General features: G+C 68.1%; 14 protein-coding genes and 1 tRNA gene. 6 read left to right on the top strand and 9 right to left on the bottom strand.

The window, feature by feature from the left end; translation table 11 throughout:
• Positions 1 to 35: 35 nt before the first annotated feature.
• Entirely contained in the window at positions 36 to 233 is a 198-nt protein-coding gene (locus FMM06_RS10440) for a hypothetical protein (RefSeq protein ID WP_144237343.1), read from the top strand.
• Between the two features lie 355 nt (positions 234 to 588).
• On the opposite strand, the gene FMM06_RS10445 is transcribed toward FMM06_RS10440, so the two are convergent.
• Entirely contained in the window at positions 589 to 1,476 is an 888-nt protein-coding gene (locus FMM06_RS10445; protein ID WP_144237344.1) for a LysR family transcriptional regulator, read from the bottom strand.
• A gap of 95 nt (positions 1,477 to 1,571) precedes the next feature.
• Here FMM06_RS10445 and FMM06_RS10450 point away from each other — a divergent pair, with 95 nt between their 5' ends.
• Complete coding sequence (locus FMM06_RS10450) at positions 1,572 to 2,675, top strand: aldo/keto reductase (protein WP_144237345.1); 1,104 nt, start codon at positions 1,572 to 1,574, stop codon at positions 2,673 to 2,675.
• 30 nt (positions 2,676 to 2,705) lie between these two features.
• On the opposite strand, the gene FMM06_RS10455 is transcribed toward FMM06_RS10450, so the two are convergent.
• The gene (locus tag FMM06_RS10455; RefSeq protein WP_207790279.1) at positions 2,706 to 3,056 is read right to left on the bottom strand and encodes a LysR substrate-binding domain-containing protein; all 351 of its coding nucleotides are present in this window, start codon (positions 3,054 to 3,056) and stop codon (positions 2,706 to 2,708) included.
• Positions 3,057 to 3,253: 197 nt separating this feature from the next.
• On the opposite strand from FMM06_RS10455, the gene FMM06_RS10460 reads away from it, so the two are divergent.
• Positions 3,254 to 6,094, top strand: coding sequence for a TonB-dependent receptor (locus FMM06_RS10460; protein WP_144237346.1), 2,841 nt, complete (start codon positions 3,254 to 3,256; stop codon positions 6,092 to 6,094).
• Positions 6,095 to 6,236: 142 nt separating this feature from the next.
• On the opposite strand, the gene FMM06_RS10465 is transcribed toward FMM06_RS10460, so the two are convergent.
• Both FMM06_RS10465 and folK read right to left on the bottom strand, forming a co-directional pair.
• Positions 6,237 to 6,312 (bottom strand) — tRNA-Lys (locus FMM06_RS10465).
• On the bottom strand, positions 6,303 to 6,800 hold the full coding sequence (gene folK, locus FMM06_RS10470; RefSeq protein WP_144237347.1) for a 2-amino-4-hydroxy-6-hydroxymethyldihydropteridine diphosphokinase: 498 nt from the start codon (positions 6,798 to 6,800) through the stop codon (positions 6,303 to 6,305). Before folK ends, FMM06_RS10465 begins: the two co-directional genes overlap by 10 nt.
• A gap of 27 nt (positions 6,801 to 6,827) precedes the next feature.
• Here folK and FMM06_RS10475 point away from each other — a divergent pair, with 27 nt between their 5' ends.
• From FMM06_RS10475 to FMM06_RS10485, 3 genes are all read left to right on the top strand, one after another.
• Complete coding sequence (locus FMM06_RS10475) at positions 6,828 to 7,499, top strand: uracil-DNA glycosylase (RefSeq protein ID WP_144237348.1); 672 nt, start codon at positions 6,828 to 6,830, stop codon at positions 7,497 to 7,499.
• 73 nt (positions 7,500 to 7,572) lie between these two features.
• Positions 7,573 to 8,883 carry a DUF418 domain-containing protein gene (locus FMM06_RS10480; RefSeq protein WP_144237349.1) on the top strand — a complete coding sequence of 437 codons (1,311 nt, stop codon included), beginning with the start codon at positions 7,573 to 7,575 and terminating at the stop codon, positions 8,881 to 8,883.
• Complete coding sequence (locus tag FMM06_RS10485; protein WP_144237350.1) at positions 8,880 to 9,212, top strand: GFA family protein; 333 nt, start codon at positions 8,880 to 8,882, stop codon at positions 9,210 to 9,212. The genes FMM06_RS10480 and FMM06_RS10485 overlap by 4 nt, the downstream gene beginning before the upstream one ends.
• Here FMM06_RS10485 and aguB read toward each other — a convergent pair.
• The 5 genes from aguB to FMM06_RS10510 form a co-directional block, all read right to left on the bottom strand.
• Positions 9,209 to 10,054 carry an N-carbamoylputrescine amidase gene (gene aguB, locus FMM06_RS10490; RefSeq protein ID WP_144237351.1) on the bottom strand — a complete coding sequence of 282 codons (846 nt, stop codon included), beginning with the start codon at positions 10,052 to 10,054 and terminating at the stop codon, positions 9,209 to 9,211. The genes FMM06_RS10485 and aguB overlap by 4 nt on opposite strands.
• Complete coding sequence (locus FMM06_RS10495) at positions 10,051 to 11,025, bottom strand: agmatine deiminase family protein (protein ID WP_144237352.1); 975 nt, start codon at positions 11,023 to 11,025, stop codon at positions 10,051 to 10,053. Before FMM06_RS10495 ends, aguB begins: the two co-directional genes overlap by 4 nt.
• Positions 11,026 to 11,041: 16 nt before the next feature.
• Entirely contained in the window at positions 11,042 to 11,782 is a 741-nt protein-coding gene (locus tag FMM06_RS10500; protein WP_144237353.1) for an RlmE family RNA methyltransferase, read from the bottom strand.
• Positions 11,779 to 12,774, bottom strand: coding sequence for a Ppx/GppA phosphatase family protein (locus tag FMM06_RS10505; RefSeq protein ID WP_144335441.1), 996 nt, complete (start codon positions 12,772 to 12,774; stop codon positions 11,779 to 11,781). Before FMM06_RS10505 ends, FMM06_RS10500 begins: the two co-directional genes overlap by 4 nt.
• A gap of 100 nt (positions 12,775 to 12,874) precedes the next feature.
• Complete coding sequence (locus FMM06_RS10510; protein ID WP_144237354.1) at positions 12,875 to 13,720, bottom strand: LOG family protein; 846 nt, start codon at positions 13,718 to 13,720, stop codon at positions 12,875 to 12,877.
• Positions 13,721 to 13,791 lie beyond the last annotated feature (71 nt).

Below are 13,791 nucleotides of genomic sequence, written 5' to 3' on the forward strand. Positions count from 1 at the left end.
AGAGACGACCTCCCGCGTGACCGGCATGAAGGGACGTGGACTGCCTGACCGCCGACGTCGAAACGGGCGACACCGAGACTGTCGAGGGCGCGCATGTCAGCGCGATCGCCGAGATGTATCTTCGTTGCCGCTATGCGGTTCATGGTGTGCTCCCCGGCGCTTATTCGATGAAGCTCAACTTCATGCATGTACAAGAAGATGTCGCCAGCTTCGACCCCTTTGCTTCGAACTGACGAGCTATTGAGCCCGATCCTGCCGCAATGCTCTGTCCCGGCCACGGCGAGCACCAATGCCGCTAACAGCCCGCCGAGCCTGCCGCCCAGCGCTCCCGACGCTGTTCGCGGCGACATCGCCTGAGGCGAGAGGTGGAGCTTATTGCGGTCAGGACGGGCCGGGTGAACTGCGGGGCAACCCTGCGCGGGCAAAGGTGCCACCGAAAGCGCTCGACGAGGCTGTTGCCGCCCGCCTCTGGCAGGTGTCGGAAACCATGACCAAGGTGCCGTTCGAAGCGGAGGAAAGCGGCTTTGTGGGTCTGGCAAGGTAAACTCGCCGAGTTTCCACGGTCTTGCTCCCCGGGAAACGCGCTCGTCAGATGCGCATCGCCGTCACAAATGCCCGGAACGCAGCAGTCGGCTGGCGTCGGCTGGGATAATAGAGGTGGTTCGGCGCCAAGGTGGGTGCCCAGCCCGCCAACACCTCGACCAGCGTGCCGTCGGCCAGCTGTCGCGCCGCGTGCGGCAGGGGAAGACAGGTCACGCCCAGCCCTGCCAGCGCGGCGTCGCGCATCACGTCGATGTCGTTGGTGGTGAAGGCGCCGCTGATCGACCGCTCGGACGTCTGGCCATCCCGCTCGAATTCCCAACGGTGGACCACACCGGACGACGTGTATCGGTAACACAGGCATCGATGCTGGACGAGGTCGTCCGGATCGACGGGGGCGGCACGGTCGACGAGGTAGGCCGGGGCGGCGACGAAGACGAGCGGCACCGGCTCGCTGATGCGGACCGATATCATGTCGGCTTGCAGGCTCAGCGCATGCCGTACCCCGCAGTCGAAACGGCCGGCGACGATATCGACGAACCCGTCATCGACAACCAGTTCGACGGCAATGTCGGGATAGGCACGCGCGAAGTCGGCAAGCCTTGGCAGGATGGCATAGATCGCCGCGACCCGGTGCGCGCTGACCCGGATACGCCCTGCCGGCCGTTCGCGGGCGCCGTCCAGATCCTCCAGGGCGCCCGCGACCGAGGCTATTGCCGGCCTCAACCGAAGCAGCAGTTCCTCGCCCGCGGGCGTCGGCGCGAGTGACCGGGTGGTACGGTCGAGCAGCCGAACGCCAAGTTTCGTCTCCAGCGACCGCATCGCATGGCTTAACGCGGAAGCCGACAGGCCAAGGCGTGTCGCCGCCCGGGCAAAGCTGCCAGCCTCGACGATCGCTTCGAACACCGCGAGGCCGGACCAGAGATCGCGATCCATTGCTGCACATCCTTCAGGAGCCCATGCGAGCCGGACGCCCTAATCCTGCGGCCGCATGGCGTCCATCTGAAGGCGACCAACTGCAGGACGCCACAATGAACCTCGATACCTATCGCCCGCTCGGCCGCTCCGGCCTGCTCGTCAGCCCGCTGGCTCTCGGCACGATGACCTTCGGCACGCCCCGCTGGGGGCTGGACGAGGGCGGCAGCCGCGCGGTGTTCGAACGCTATACCGAGCTCGGCGGCAATTTCGTCGATACCGCCGACGTTTATGCCGGCGGACGATCGGAAGAAATGATAGGCAATTTCGTCGCTGCGCAATCGTCGCGCGAGCGGATGGTCATCGCGACCAAATCCGGATTTGCGACTGGCCGGGGCCCTCATGCGGGCGGCAACGGCGCCCGCCACATCCTGGCGTCGGTTGAAGGGTCGCTCCGCCGGATCCAGACGGACTTTATCGACCTGTACTGGGTGCATGTCTGGGACGGCATCACGCCGGCGGAGGAATTGCTGCGGACGATGGCCGGCCTCGTGGCTTCGGGCAAGATCCGCTACTGGGGCGTGTCGAACACCCCTGCCTGGTATGTCGCCGAGCTCGCAACACTGGCGCGGGTCCAGGGTGATCCGGCGCCGATCGGGCTGCAGTATTTCTACTCGCTGGTCGAGCGTGGGGTCGAAGCCGAGCATCTGCCGCTTGCGCGGTCGGCCGGCATGGGGCTCATCCCGTGGAGCCCCCTCGCCTATGGCCTGCTGACGGGCAAATACGACCGCGCCACCGTCGAGGCGGGTCCGAAGCGGGCGGGCGGCGTCCCCAACCAGGCTGGCGAGGACACCTCGGCGCGGCCTGCGGACGACAAGCGCCTCGATGGCGACAATCCGTTCGGCGACACGCTGTTCACCGAGCGCAACTGGCAGGTCTTGGACGTCCTGAAGCGTATCGCAGCGACGATTGGCGAGACGCCGGCGCGCGTGGCGCTGGCCTGGGTGGTCGGGCGGCCGGGCGTCGCCTCGACGTTGATGGGGGTGAGCCGGTCCGATCAGGTGACCGACAACGTCACTGCACTCGGCCTTACCCTGCCGCCGGAGCATCGTGCTGCGCTCGATGCGGTGAGCAGCGGCAACCAGCCGTTCCTCTATGGCTTGTTCGAACCCGCCGCGCGCAACCAGATCGTTTTCGGCGGCGGCGATATTCGAAGCTAGGGCCCGCGATGGATGTCTTCCGCAGTACGGTCATATCCTCCCAGCCGCCTGTGCCGTCTCGAACAGCCGGGCGAGCCAGTCCCCGAGCGTCCGCACCCGAGGGGCGAGATTGCGGCTCGCGGGGTAGAGAACGTGGATCGGCATCGGGGCGGGCGGCTGATGCTCCAGCACCGGCACCAGTTCTCCGGACCTTATCCGGTGCTCGACGCGGCAGCGCGGCACCTGGATCAGGCCGAGCCCGGCAAGACCGGCGGCGGTGTAGATCTTGGCCCCCCGGACAACGACGTCGAAAGCCAGCGCGACCGCCGGGGTCGTCGACCGACCCCGGTGTCCCGAAGCGATCGAGATACGCCGGACTGGCCGAGAGGTATTCTGGCGCAATGCTCGATGGCCTTGTCTCCTGCTGGCGCGCCGCGCTGGGCCGCGGACGAAGGCCACTTCCGCCGTGCCACTGTGCCCCATCGGCAACGTTCGCAATTTGATAACGAGACGGACCCGTAATCACGCTTGAGGTCCAGCACCGTGGACCGTACCGGACGCGTCCGTTCGTAAAATCAAAAAAAGCCTTTGGGAGCAACATGAAGCATCTTTTCCTGGCCTCGGCCTGTGCCCTCGTCATGCCTGCCGCTGTGCTCGCCCAGACTGCCGATGCTCCGGCCGGCAGCGCCGCCCTCACCGTCAACACGCCGAACGCGTCGCCCGCGCCGGTCCCCGCAACTGCCGGCCAGGGCGCTGTCTCCGATGCCGTCGCACCGGGCACTGCTGACGCCAGCGACCCCAACGACGGCGAGATCATCATCACCGCGACGCGCCGCAGCCAGGCGCTGTCGAACGTGCCGATCGCGGTCTCGGCCGTCAGCCAGGAGTCGCTCCAGAACTCCGGCGCCAACGACATCCGCGCACTGAATCAGCTCGCGCCGTCGCTGCTCGTCTCGTCGACCGGCAACGAGGCCAACGGCTCGGCCCGTATCCGCGGCATCGGCACGGTCGGCGACAACCCCGGCCTCGAAAGCTCGGTCGCGGTGTTCATCGACGGCGTCTACCGCAGCCGCACCGGCTCGGGCCTCAACGAGCTCGGCGAGATCGAGCGCATCGAGGTGCTGCGCGGTCCCCAGGGCACCTTGTTCGGCCGCAACGCGTCCGCCGGCCTGATCAACATCATCACCGCCAAGCCGTCGTTCGACTTCGGCGCCAATGGCGAGGCGACCTACGGCAACTACAACCAGATCCGCCTGCAGGGTGGCGTCACCGGCCCGATCATCGCCGAGAAGCTCGCCGCCCGCATCGACGGCGTCTTTGTGAAGCGCGACGGCTTCTACAAGGACGTCACCGGTGGCAACGGCCGCGTCAACGACCGCGACCGCTACTTCGTCCGCGGCCAGTTGCTGTTCACGCCGACCGACGACATCAGCCTGCGCCTGATCGGTGACTACACGAACCGGAACGAGGAGTGCTGCGCCGCCGTCTACACCTCGACGCGCGAGACCTTCGACCCGACCGGCGGCGCGCAGAACGCCACTTCGCCGGGCTTCAACACCGATCGTGCGGTCGCGACCGCGAACACCAACCGCATCGTCGACATCCTCGGCCGCCTCGGCAACGTCTTCCCTACCCCGGGTGACCCGTACAGCCGCCAGATCGCCGTGACGCCGGGCCGCTCGTTCCGCAACACCACGACCGACTGGGGCGGCTCGGGCCAGCTCGACTGGGACCTGGGCGACGTCACGCTGACCTCGATCACCGCCTACCGCCAGTACAAGGCCGGCGGCGCTGCCGACATCGACTATACGAACCTCGACCTCACCTACCGCGCGGACGACGGCAACGCGTTCCGCCGCTTCAAGACCTTCACGCAGGAAGTCCGCCTCCAGGGCTCGCTGTTCGACGACCGCCTCGACTGGCTGGTCGGCGGCTTCTACAGCCGCGAGAAGCTGAAGGTCGTCGATAACGCCCGCTTCGGCACGCAGTACGGCCAGTTCGCCGCCTGCCGCGTCGTCTCGGGCCTGCAGGAAGCGACTGGCATCCCGTACCAGGCGCTGATCAACACCGCGAACCCGGGCTGCCTCAGCGCCACCGCGACGGCCGTGCTGAATGGCGGCTTCGGTGCCGCGGCGCCGCTGATTGCGGGAGGCCTGCAGCGGCTGTCGACGCTCAACGACCTCGGCGACCAGCGTGCCGTCTACAACCAGGACAGCGAGAACTACGCGTTCTTCACGCACAACATCTTCAAGGTCACCGACCGGCTCAGCCTGACGGTGGGTGCGCGCTACACGCACGAGCAGAAGGATTTTGACGCCAACTTCGTCAACAACAACACTGTCTGCCCGACGCAGCAGTCGTCGCTGGGGCCGCTTCTGGGCAACCCGGCGCTGGCGGCGCTGGCCGGCGGCATCATCACGCTCAGCTGCACCGGCAACTCGTCGTCGGCGCTGAACGCGCTCAACCTTAACGACAGCTTCAAGGAGAGCCAGTGGACCGGCACCGCGGTCCTGTCGTGGAAGCCGATCGATCCGCTGCTGGTCTATGCCTCCTACGCCAAGGGCTATAAGGCGGGCGGCTACAACCTCGACCGTTCGGACCTCGGCTCTGCGCTGTTCCCGCGCTCGAACGCCAATGCGGCAAACCTGCAGTTCGAGCCCGAGAAGGTCGATGCCTACGAGCTCGGTGCGAAGCTGAAGCTGCGCGGCTTCACGCTGAACGCCGCGGTCTTCCGCCAGGAGTTCAAGAGCTTCCAGCTGAACACCTTCAACGGCACCGTCTTCGTCGTGCAGAACATCAATTCCTGCGGCGACAGCCTGAACGGCCTCGACCAGGATTCCAGCGCGACCACCGGTGCCTGTTCCGGCAAGGTCAAGCCCGGCGTGATCAGCCAGGGCGTGGAGCTTGAGGCCGTCCTCAGCCCGACGCCGAACGTCCAGGTCAGCGCCGGCTACACCTACTCCGACACGTTTTATAAGAAGAACCTTGTCGGCAGCACCTCGGGCGAGGCGCTCGACCCGGCGCTCTTCCTGCTGCCGGGCCGCCAGCTGTCGAACGCGCCGAAGCACACGGTCACGACCTCGGCCGCGTTCACGCCGGACATCGGTAGCAGCGGGCTGAGCGGGCTCTTCTATGTCGATAGCCGCACGACCTCCAAGTACAACACCGGCTCCGACCTCTTTCCGGAGAAGGAGCAGGCGTCGTTCACGACCGTCAATGCCCGCATCGGCATCCGCGGTGCCGATCAGAAGTGGGCGCTGGAGCTGTGGGGCCAGAACATCTTCAACGTGAACTACAAGCAGGTCGCCTTTAACACGCCGTTCCAGGGCGCGGGCTCCTCGGCCCAGACCGCGGCGTTCGGCACCGTGGCGAACCAGCTGTTCAGCAGCTTCCTGGCTGAGCCGCGCACCTACGGCGTGACCGGGCGCTTCCGCTTCTAGTCCCGCACACGCCTGCACGGACGAAGAAACCCGCGCCGGCAACGGCGCGGGTTTTCCTTGTGCGTCGCGGTCGTCACGCAGCCTGCTGGATTAAGCGCCGTGATCGCGGCCACGGCGTCTTCACACGACTGACTGAAGATGTTGGTGAGCCCTGCGGGATTCGAACCCGCGACCTACTGATTAAAAGTCAGTTGCTCTACCGATTGAGCTAAGGGCTCGGCGATGCCGCTTTAGGGCGGTGGAGGCGGGCGTGCAACTGACGCGCGGTCGCGCCCAGCAGCGGATGACGCCAGCGCGGCGCTACCTCGACCAGCGGGTCGAGGACGAAGGCGCGTTGATGCAGGCGCGGGTGGGGCAGCGTCAGACGGCGGGTCTTCAGCACCGCCGGCCCCTGCGCCAGCAGGTCGAGGTCGAGCACCCGTGCCCCCCAGCGCCGCGCGCCGCGGCGGCCGAACGCCGCCTCGATGCCGTTGAGCACGTCCAGCACCTGCGCCGGGCCAAGATCGGTCGCCACCGCCACCACGGCATTGGCGAAGCGCCGCCCGCCCGGGCCCACGGCAGCGGTCGAATGCGTCCGCGAGCGCCGCACGACCCGCAGGCCTGCCGCGTCGAGCGCCGCGACCGCCGCGGCGACGACCCCGGCGGGCGATCCGTGCCGCCCGTGCCGCCGGTTCGAGCCGAGCGCGATCAGGGTGTTTGCCGCCATGCCCGCCGCCGCTTACACGCCACGCCGATGGACACCAACTTCCTCCCCGACCCGCCGCTTGCCTATGCGGGGGACCCGCCAAGAGATTGCCCGCGCTGCCCGCGCCTCGTCGAATACCGCGAGGCCAACCGCATCGCGCACCCCGACTGGTTCAACGCGCCCGTCCCCGGCTGGGGCGATCCGGAGGCCTGGCTGTGCGTCGCGGGGCTGGCGCCGGGCGTGTCGGGGGCGAACCGCACCGGGCGGCCGTTCACCGGCGACGGCGCGGGCGTGCTGCTGTACGCGACGCTGGCGAAGTTCGGGCTGTCGGAGGGCGAGTACGGCGCCGACCCTGCCGACGGGCTGCGGCTGACGGGAGCCTTTATCTCCAACGCCGCGCGCTGCGTGCCGCCTGCCAATCGCCCGACGCCCGAGGAAGTGCGGACCTGCCGCCCGTTCCTCGAGAGCCAGCTCGCCAGCCTGCCGAACCTGAAAGTCGTCGTCGCGCTCGGCCAGATCGCGCATCAGTCGGTAGTCAAGGCGCTCGGCGGCAAGCTGCCAAAGCATCCGTTCGCGCACGGCGCGGTCCACCGGCTGCACACCGGCTATGTGATGATCGACTCGTATCACTGCTCGCGCCTCAACACGAACACCGGGCGGCTGACGACGCCGATGTTCGAAGCAGTGTTCGAGGCGGCGGCGGCGGCTCGCACGGCGTAAGCTGCGCGCGGTTGAAAGTCGTTACGGGACAGGCCACAACGGCAGGCCCGAGCGTCTGGGAGCCAGCGCAGCAATGACCACAGCCCCCGTCGGACGGATTACCGAGCGCGAACGCATCGCCCAGCTCGACGTGCTGCGCGGTCTCGCGATCCTGCTCATCCTGTTCATGAACGTGCCGTACATGGGCGACGTCGTGACCGAGGACTACCTGCCGCAGCGCCTCAGCTGGACGGCATTCGACCAGGCGTGGTGGTGGGTCAATCGGCTGCTCGACGGCACGCAGCGCGGTCTGCTCGAGCTGCTGTTCGGCGCCGGCGTGCTGATCATGGCGCGCACCGCGATGACCCCCGATGGGCCCGTCGCGGTCGCCGACCTGCATATCCGGCGTAACCTGTGGCTCGCGGCGTTCGGCATCGCCAACGGCGTCATACTTTTCTGGGAAGGCGACATCCTGCTCAGTTACGGCTGCGCCGCGCTGCTGATCTTTCCGTTCCGGACGCTCAGGGTGCGGCAGTTGCTCATCATCGGCATCGCGATGAGCGTTGCGCTGTGGTCGCACAATCTCGTCGACTATATCGAGCGCGTCGACCTCGCCGAGCGTGCCGCAGCGACTGCAACGACTCCCGCGCAGTCCGCCGACCGCGCCGCCGCGCAGCGCGATCTCGACAAATACACGCGTGAGGTGCGCGTCCCCGACCCCGCGGTCGCTGCGATGCAGATCGCCGGCAACAAGGGTTCGTGGACCGATTTCGCCGTCTACCGGGTCATGTCCTGGGCCTACGTCCAGTTTACCGGCGTCGGCATCTTCTGGGAGAATGTCGTCGAGGCGTTTGCGGCGATGCTGATCGGCATGGCGCTGTTCAAGACGGGGATCATCCAGGGCAAGGCATCGCGCCGCACCTATTGGTGGCTGCTCGGCCTTGGCTACGGCATCGGCTGGGGGTTGCGAATCGATGCGACGATCGACGCGATGCGGTTCAGCGGGGAGCCGTACATCGGGCTGTTCACGCACAGCTTGGCGCGGCTGCCGATCGTCATGGACCATATCGGCGCGGTGGCTTTGCTGCTGCAAAGCCGCACCGGCGCACGGTTGCTCGCGCCGTTCCAGGCGACGGGGCGCCTGCCGCTGACGACGTACCTTGGAGCGTCGCTCGTCGCGATGCTGGTCTTCGGCCCCCTGGGGGGCCAGTTCGCGCAGCACGGCTATGGCACGCTGGCGACCGGGGCCGCGCTGTTCATGGCGCTGCAGCTTGCGGGCGCGAACCTGTGGCTGCGCAACTTCGCCAACGGGCCGGTCGAATGGCTGTGGAAGAGCCTCGGGTACAACCGCCGCCAGCCCTTCCGCCGCGGCGACCCGCTGATCGGTGCCGAGGCGACGTCGTGATCGCCGCCGCGTGCCATTGCGGGGCGGTGACGCTCAAGCTCGACGCGGCGCCGGCCGAGGTGACGAGCTGCAACTGCTCGATCTGCCGCCGCACCGGGCTGCTGTGGGCCTATTATGCGCTCGCACAGGTGCAGGTAGACGGGGCGACCGACACCTATGTCTGGGGCGACCGCTCGCTCGCGCTGCACCGCTGCCGGACGTGCGGCTGCGTCAGCCACTGGCTGGCGTTCGATCCCGGCTATGACCGGATGGGGGTCAACGCGCGGCTGCTCGACCCCGCAGTGCTCGCCGCCGCCAGCGTGAAGCTGGTCGACGGCGCGTCGTTCTAGCGGTCCTCGCTCAGCCGTCCGTACAGCTCGGGCCGGCGGTCGCGGAAGAAGCCGAACGCCGCGCGATTGGCGCGCACCTCCGCCAGGTCGAATGTCGCGATGACATGGCCCTGCTCGTCGGTGCCGAGTTCGCTGACGATGTCGCCGCGCTGATCGGCGATGAAGCTGTTGCCGTAGAAGCGCTGGTCCTCCTCGACACCCGTGCGGTTGGCGGCAACCACCGGCACGACGTTCGACACCGCATGGCCGATCATCGCGCGGATCCACATGCGGCGCGTGTCGAGGTTGGGCTCGGCGGGCTCGGAACCGATCGCGGTCGGGTAGAACAGGATCTCGGCGCCCATCAGCATCATCGCGCGCGCGGTCTCAGGGAACCACTGGTCCCAGCAGATGCCGACGCCGATGCGCCCGTGGCGCGTGTCCCAGACCTTGAAACCGGTGTTGCCAGGGCGGAAGTAGAATTTCTCCTCGTAGCCCGGCCCGTCGGGAATGTGCGACTTGCGGTAGATGCCCATCACCGCGCCGCGGTCGTCGATCATCGCGAGGCTGTTGTAATAGTGCGGCCCGTCGCGCTCGAAAAAGCTCGTTGGAATATAGGTGCCAGTGTCGCGCGCCACCGCCTGCATAGTCTCGATCGCAGGGTGCGCGTCGGCCGGGAAAGCGCGCGCGAAGAATTCGTCGCGCTCGTGGCGGCAGAAATAATAGCCCTGGAATAGCTCGGGCGGCAAGATGACCTGGGCACCCGCCTGCGCCGCGGCACGCACGGCGTCGGCAGTCGCGGCGATGTCGCGATCCATGTCGTCGCTGAACGACAATTGCAGCGCGGCGGCGGTGATCGTCATGCGGGAACCTGCTGGGTGATGCAGTGGAAACTGCCACCGCCCGTCAGGATATGGTTCGCCCGCAGCCCGATGCAATCGCGACCCGGGAACAGCGCGGCGACTGCGGCGACCGCGGCGTCGTCGTACGCCGTGCCGTAGACCGGCACGACGACGCAGCCGTTGGCGACGTACCAGTTCATGTGGCTGGCGGGCACGACCTCGCCGTCGACCTCGACACGGCCCGGCGAGGGGATCGTCACGACGTCTAGGCCGAAGTCGCGTGCCCGGTCGTGCGCGTCGGCGAAGGCATCGGCATTGGGATCGTCGGTGCCCGAGGCATGGGGAAGCGCCAGCACACCGGGCGCAACAAGGCGCGCGAGGTTGTCGACGTGTCCGTCGGTATGGTCGTTGAGCAAACCATCGCCGAGCCACAGCACGCGCTCGAGGCCAAGATCGCGGCGCAGGTGCGATTCGACCTCGAACCGGTCCATGTGCGGATTGCGGTTGGGGTTGAGCAGGCACGCCTCGGTGGTGACGCACAGGCCCTCGCCGTCGACCTCGATCGCGCCGCCTTCGAGTACCCAGGCGTGGCGGACCAGCGGGACGTCCGCGCCATCAGCGACGAAGGCCGCGACGCCGTCGTCGCCGGCGAGGTCGTACTTGCCGCCCCAGCCGTTGAAGCGGAAACCCGCCGCCGCCAGCCCATGCGCCGAGGACAGGAACAGCGGGCCGGTATCACGCAGCCAGATGTCGCCGAAGGCATAGCGGTGGAAGCCGACGTTAACGCCGCCCAGCGCCGCGCGCGCGGCGGCTTCGGCGCCTTCCGTGGCGCACAGCAGTTCGACGCGCTCCGACGCCGCGATGGCGCGAACCATGGCGGCGACCTCGGCCTGGGCGGGCGCGAGATCGTCCTCCCACAGGTCATCGGCGCTGGGAAATGCCGTCCAGCACGCGGCGTGGGGCATCCATTCGGCAGGCTGGCGAGCGGTCATGTGCGCCGCTTGCCAGTCATTCAGGGTCGGGCGCAACCCCCTCGGCGGGGTCGGGCGCAACCTCTTCCGCCATTCGCCCCTTGAAGCCCTGCGCGACGACGTACCACTCGCTCGATCCCTTGCGGCTCGCGGGTGGCTTGACGTGCTTAACGGTCGCGAACGCCTGCTTGAGCGCGGCGGTCAGCGTATTGTCGCCGCCGCCCGCGAGCACCTTCGCGACGAAGCAGCCGCCCGGCCGCAACAGCCGGGTCGCCATGTCGAGGCCCAGCTCGATCAGCCCCATCGTGCGGATATGGTCGGTCTGCTGATGCCCCACCGTATTCGCCGCCATATCCGACAGCACGAGGTCGGCGGTGCCGCCGAGCGCCTCGAGGATCAGCGCCTCGGCATCATCGTCGCGGATGTCCTTCTGGAAGATCGTCACCCCGGTGATCGGCTCGATCGGCAGCAGGTCGATCGCGACGACCGTTGCTCTCGGCCGGTCCTGCATCACCACCTGGCACCAGCCACCGGGTGCCGCGCCCAGGTCGACGACGCGGTTGACGCCGCGCAGCAGGTTGAACCGCTCGTCGAGTTCGATCAGCTTGAATGCCGCGCGGCTGCGCCACCCGGCGGCTTTCGCGGCCTTGACGTACGGGTCGTTCAACTGGCGCTGCAGCCAGCGGTTCGACGAATTGCTGCGCTTCTTGGCGGTCAGGACGCGCGTCTTGCCGCCCTGCGACCGTCCGCTGCCGCCGCCACCCGATGGTGCCTTCATGGCCGCGCCATGAGCGTGCGCAGGATGCCCTCGCGGATTCCGCGGTCGGCGACGCGGATCTCCTCGGCGGGCCAGCAGTCGAGGATCGCGAGCAGGATGGCGCAGCCCGCGACGACCAGGTCGGCGCGTTCGTGGCCGATGCAGGTAACCTCGGCGCGCTCGGCCGGCGATCGGCTGCTCAGCATCGCCGAGATCTCGCGCATCGCTACCGCGGTGACCATGCAGCCGTCGACCTGCCGCCGGTCATAGGCCGGCAGGCCGAGGTGGACGCTCGCCAGCGTGGTGATCGTGCCGCTGGTGCCGAGCAGCTGGATCGGGCCCGGTGCGAGGCGCGCGACATCGGCGGCGAAACGCGTCAGATGGCCGGCGGCGAGTGCGCGCATGCGTTCGAAGGCAGGTCCTCGCTCTTCCGGCGGCAGGACGATCGCCTCGGTCTCGGCAAGCGACACGACGCCCCACGGCACGCTGACCCAGGCCAGCATCTCGGGCTCGCCGCGCGCGTCGGCACGCACCAGGCTGAGCTCGGTCGAGCCGCCACCGATGTCGAAGACCAGCGCCGGCGGACCGTCGGGGTCGATCAGCGACTGGCAGCCGAGCACCGCCAGCCGTGCCTCCTCGGCAGGCGTGATGACGTCGAGCGCAATGCCGGTCTCGGCGTAGACGCGGTCGACGAAGGCCGCGCCGTTTGACGCGCGGCGGCAGGCCTCGGTCGCGACGTTGCGCGTCACGAAGACCTGGCGGCGCTGCAATTTCTCGCTGCAGATCCGCAGCGCCTCGATCGCGCGGTCCTGCGCTCGGTCGCTGAGACGCCCCGACTGGACGAGCCCCTCGCCGAGCCGGACGATGCGCGAGAAGGCGTCAACGATGGTGAAGCCGCCAGCGCCGGGCCGCGCGATCAGCAGGCGACAGTTATTGGTGCCGAGATCGAGCGCGCCGAAAGTGCGCGTGCGCGGACGGTAGGATTCGGCTGGGGCGGTCTGCCCCGCGAGCATCGGCACGGTCGTCGCCTTAGATCTTCGCCGGCCCGCGGGGATACCGCGCCGGTCACTTGACCCAAGTGTAGGCGGACGCGGCGCGCGGGGCAACCGCGGGCTAGATCTCGTAATGCTTGCGGACGATCGCCCAGCCCTCTTCGGCGGTATCGACGGTGTGGAACAGGTCGAGGTCGCCGCGCGCGATGACGCCTTCGTCGGCCAGCGCCTCGAAATTGACGATGCGGCCCCAGAATTCGCGCCCGTACAGCAGGATCGGCAGCGGCGAGATCTTGCCGGTTTGCACCAGCGTCAGCAGCTCCATGAACTCGTCGAGTGTGCCGAAGCCGCCCGGGAACACCGCGACGGCACGGGCGCGCATTAGGAAGTGCATCTTGCGGAGCGCGAAATAGTGGAACTGGAAGCTCAGCCCCGGCGTGACGTACGGGTTTGGCACCTGCTCGAAGGGCAGCACGATGTTGAGGCCCACCGACGGGGCGCCGACGTCCGCGGCACCGCGATTCGCCGCTTCCATGATCGACGGCCCGCCGCCCGAGCAGACGGTGAACCAGCGCTGGTCCTCCCCCTCCCCCGACACCAGCCGCGCCAGTGAACGCGCGATGTCGTAGTATTTCGCATTCGCCGCCAGCCGTGTCGCCACCGCGCGCTCGGCATCGGTCTTCGCGGCATCGATCAGCGCCTGCGCATCCTCGGGCGCCGGGATTCGCGCCGAGCCGTAGAACACGAACATCGACTTGATGCCGGCGGCCGCCAGCGCAAGGTCGCACTTCGCCATCTCAAGCTGCAGCCGCACCGGCCGCATCTCGTCGGTGAGCAGGAAGTCCTTGTCCTGGAACGCCAGCTCGTACGCCGGGTGCTCGGTCTGCGGCACGCTCGTCGGCTTGTTGGCGACGGCGGCCTCGTCGCGCGCGGTCGGGAAGAGGCGATCTGGGAGATTGGGGTGCATGGCGCGTGCCTAACGGACGGCGGGCGGAATTAGCGCCAAGACGTTTCGCGCACAATCCATTTGACAGCCGC

Origin of the sequence: Glacieibacterium frigidum (assembly GCF_007097155.1) — a bacterium.
Classification (GTDB): domain Bacteria; phylum Pseudomonadota; class Alphaproteobacteria; order Sphingomonadales; family Sphingomonadaceae; genus Glacieibacterium; species Glacieibacterium frigidum.

Bases quoted from the DNA above. Each gene is read 5' to 3' on its own strand.
- FMM06_RS10445 (WP_144237344.1), bottom strand. From the start codon at position 1,476: ATGGATCGCGATCTCTGGTCCGGCCTCGCGGTGTTCGAAGCGATCGTC.
- FMM06_RS10450 (WP_144237345.1), top strand. From the start codon at position 1,572: ATGAACCTCGATACCTATCGCCCGCTCGGCCGCTCCGGCCTGCTCGTC.
- FMM06_RS10460 (WP_144237346.1), top strand. From the start codon at position 3,254: ATGAAGCATCTTTTCCTGGCCTCGGCCTGTGCCCTCGTCATGCCTGCC.
- folK (WP_144237347.1), bottom strand. From the start codon at position 6,800: ATGGCGGCAAACACCCTGATCGCGCTCGGCTCGAACCGGCGGCACGGG.
- FMM06_RS10475 (WP_144237348.1), top strand. From the start codon at position 6,828: ATGGACACCAACTTCCTCCCCGACCCGCCGCTTGCCTATGCGGGGGAC.
- FMM06_RS10480 (WP_144237349.1), top strand. From the start codon at position 7,573: ATGACCACAGCCCCCGTCGGACGGATTACCGAGCGCGAACGCATCGCC.
- aguB (WP_144237351.1), bottom strand. From the start codon at position 10,054: ATGACGATCACCGCCGCCGCGCTGCAATTGTCGTTCAGCGACGACATG.
- FMM06_RS10495 (WP_144237352.1), bottom strand. From the start codon at position 11,025: ATGACCGCTCGCCAGCCTGCCGAATGGATGCCCCACGCCGCGTGCTGG.
- FMM06_RS10500 (WP_144237353.1), bottom strand. From the start codon at position 11,782: ATGAAGGCACCATCGGGTGGCGGCGGCAGCGGACGGTCGCAGGGCGGC.
- FMM06_RS10505 (WP_144335441.1), bottom strand. From the start codon at position 12,774: ATGCTCGCGGGGCAGACCGCCCCAGCCGAATCCTACCGTCCGCGCACG.
- FMM06_RS10510 (WP_144237354.1), bottom strand. From the start codon at position 13,720: ATGCACCCCAATCTCCCAGATCGCCTCTTCCCGACCGCGCGCGACGAG.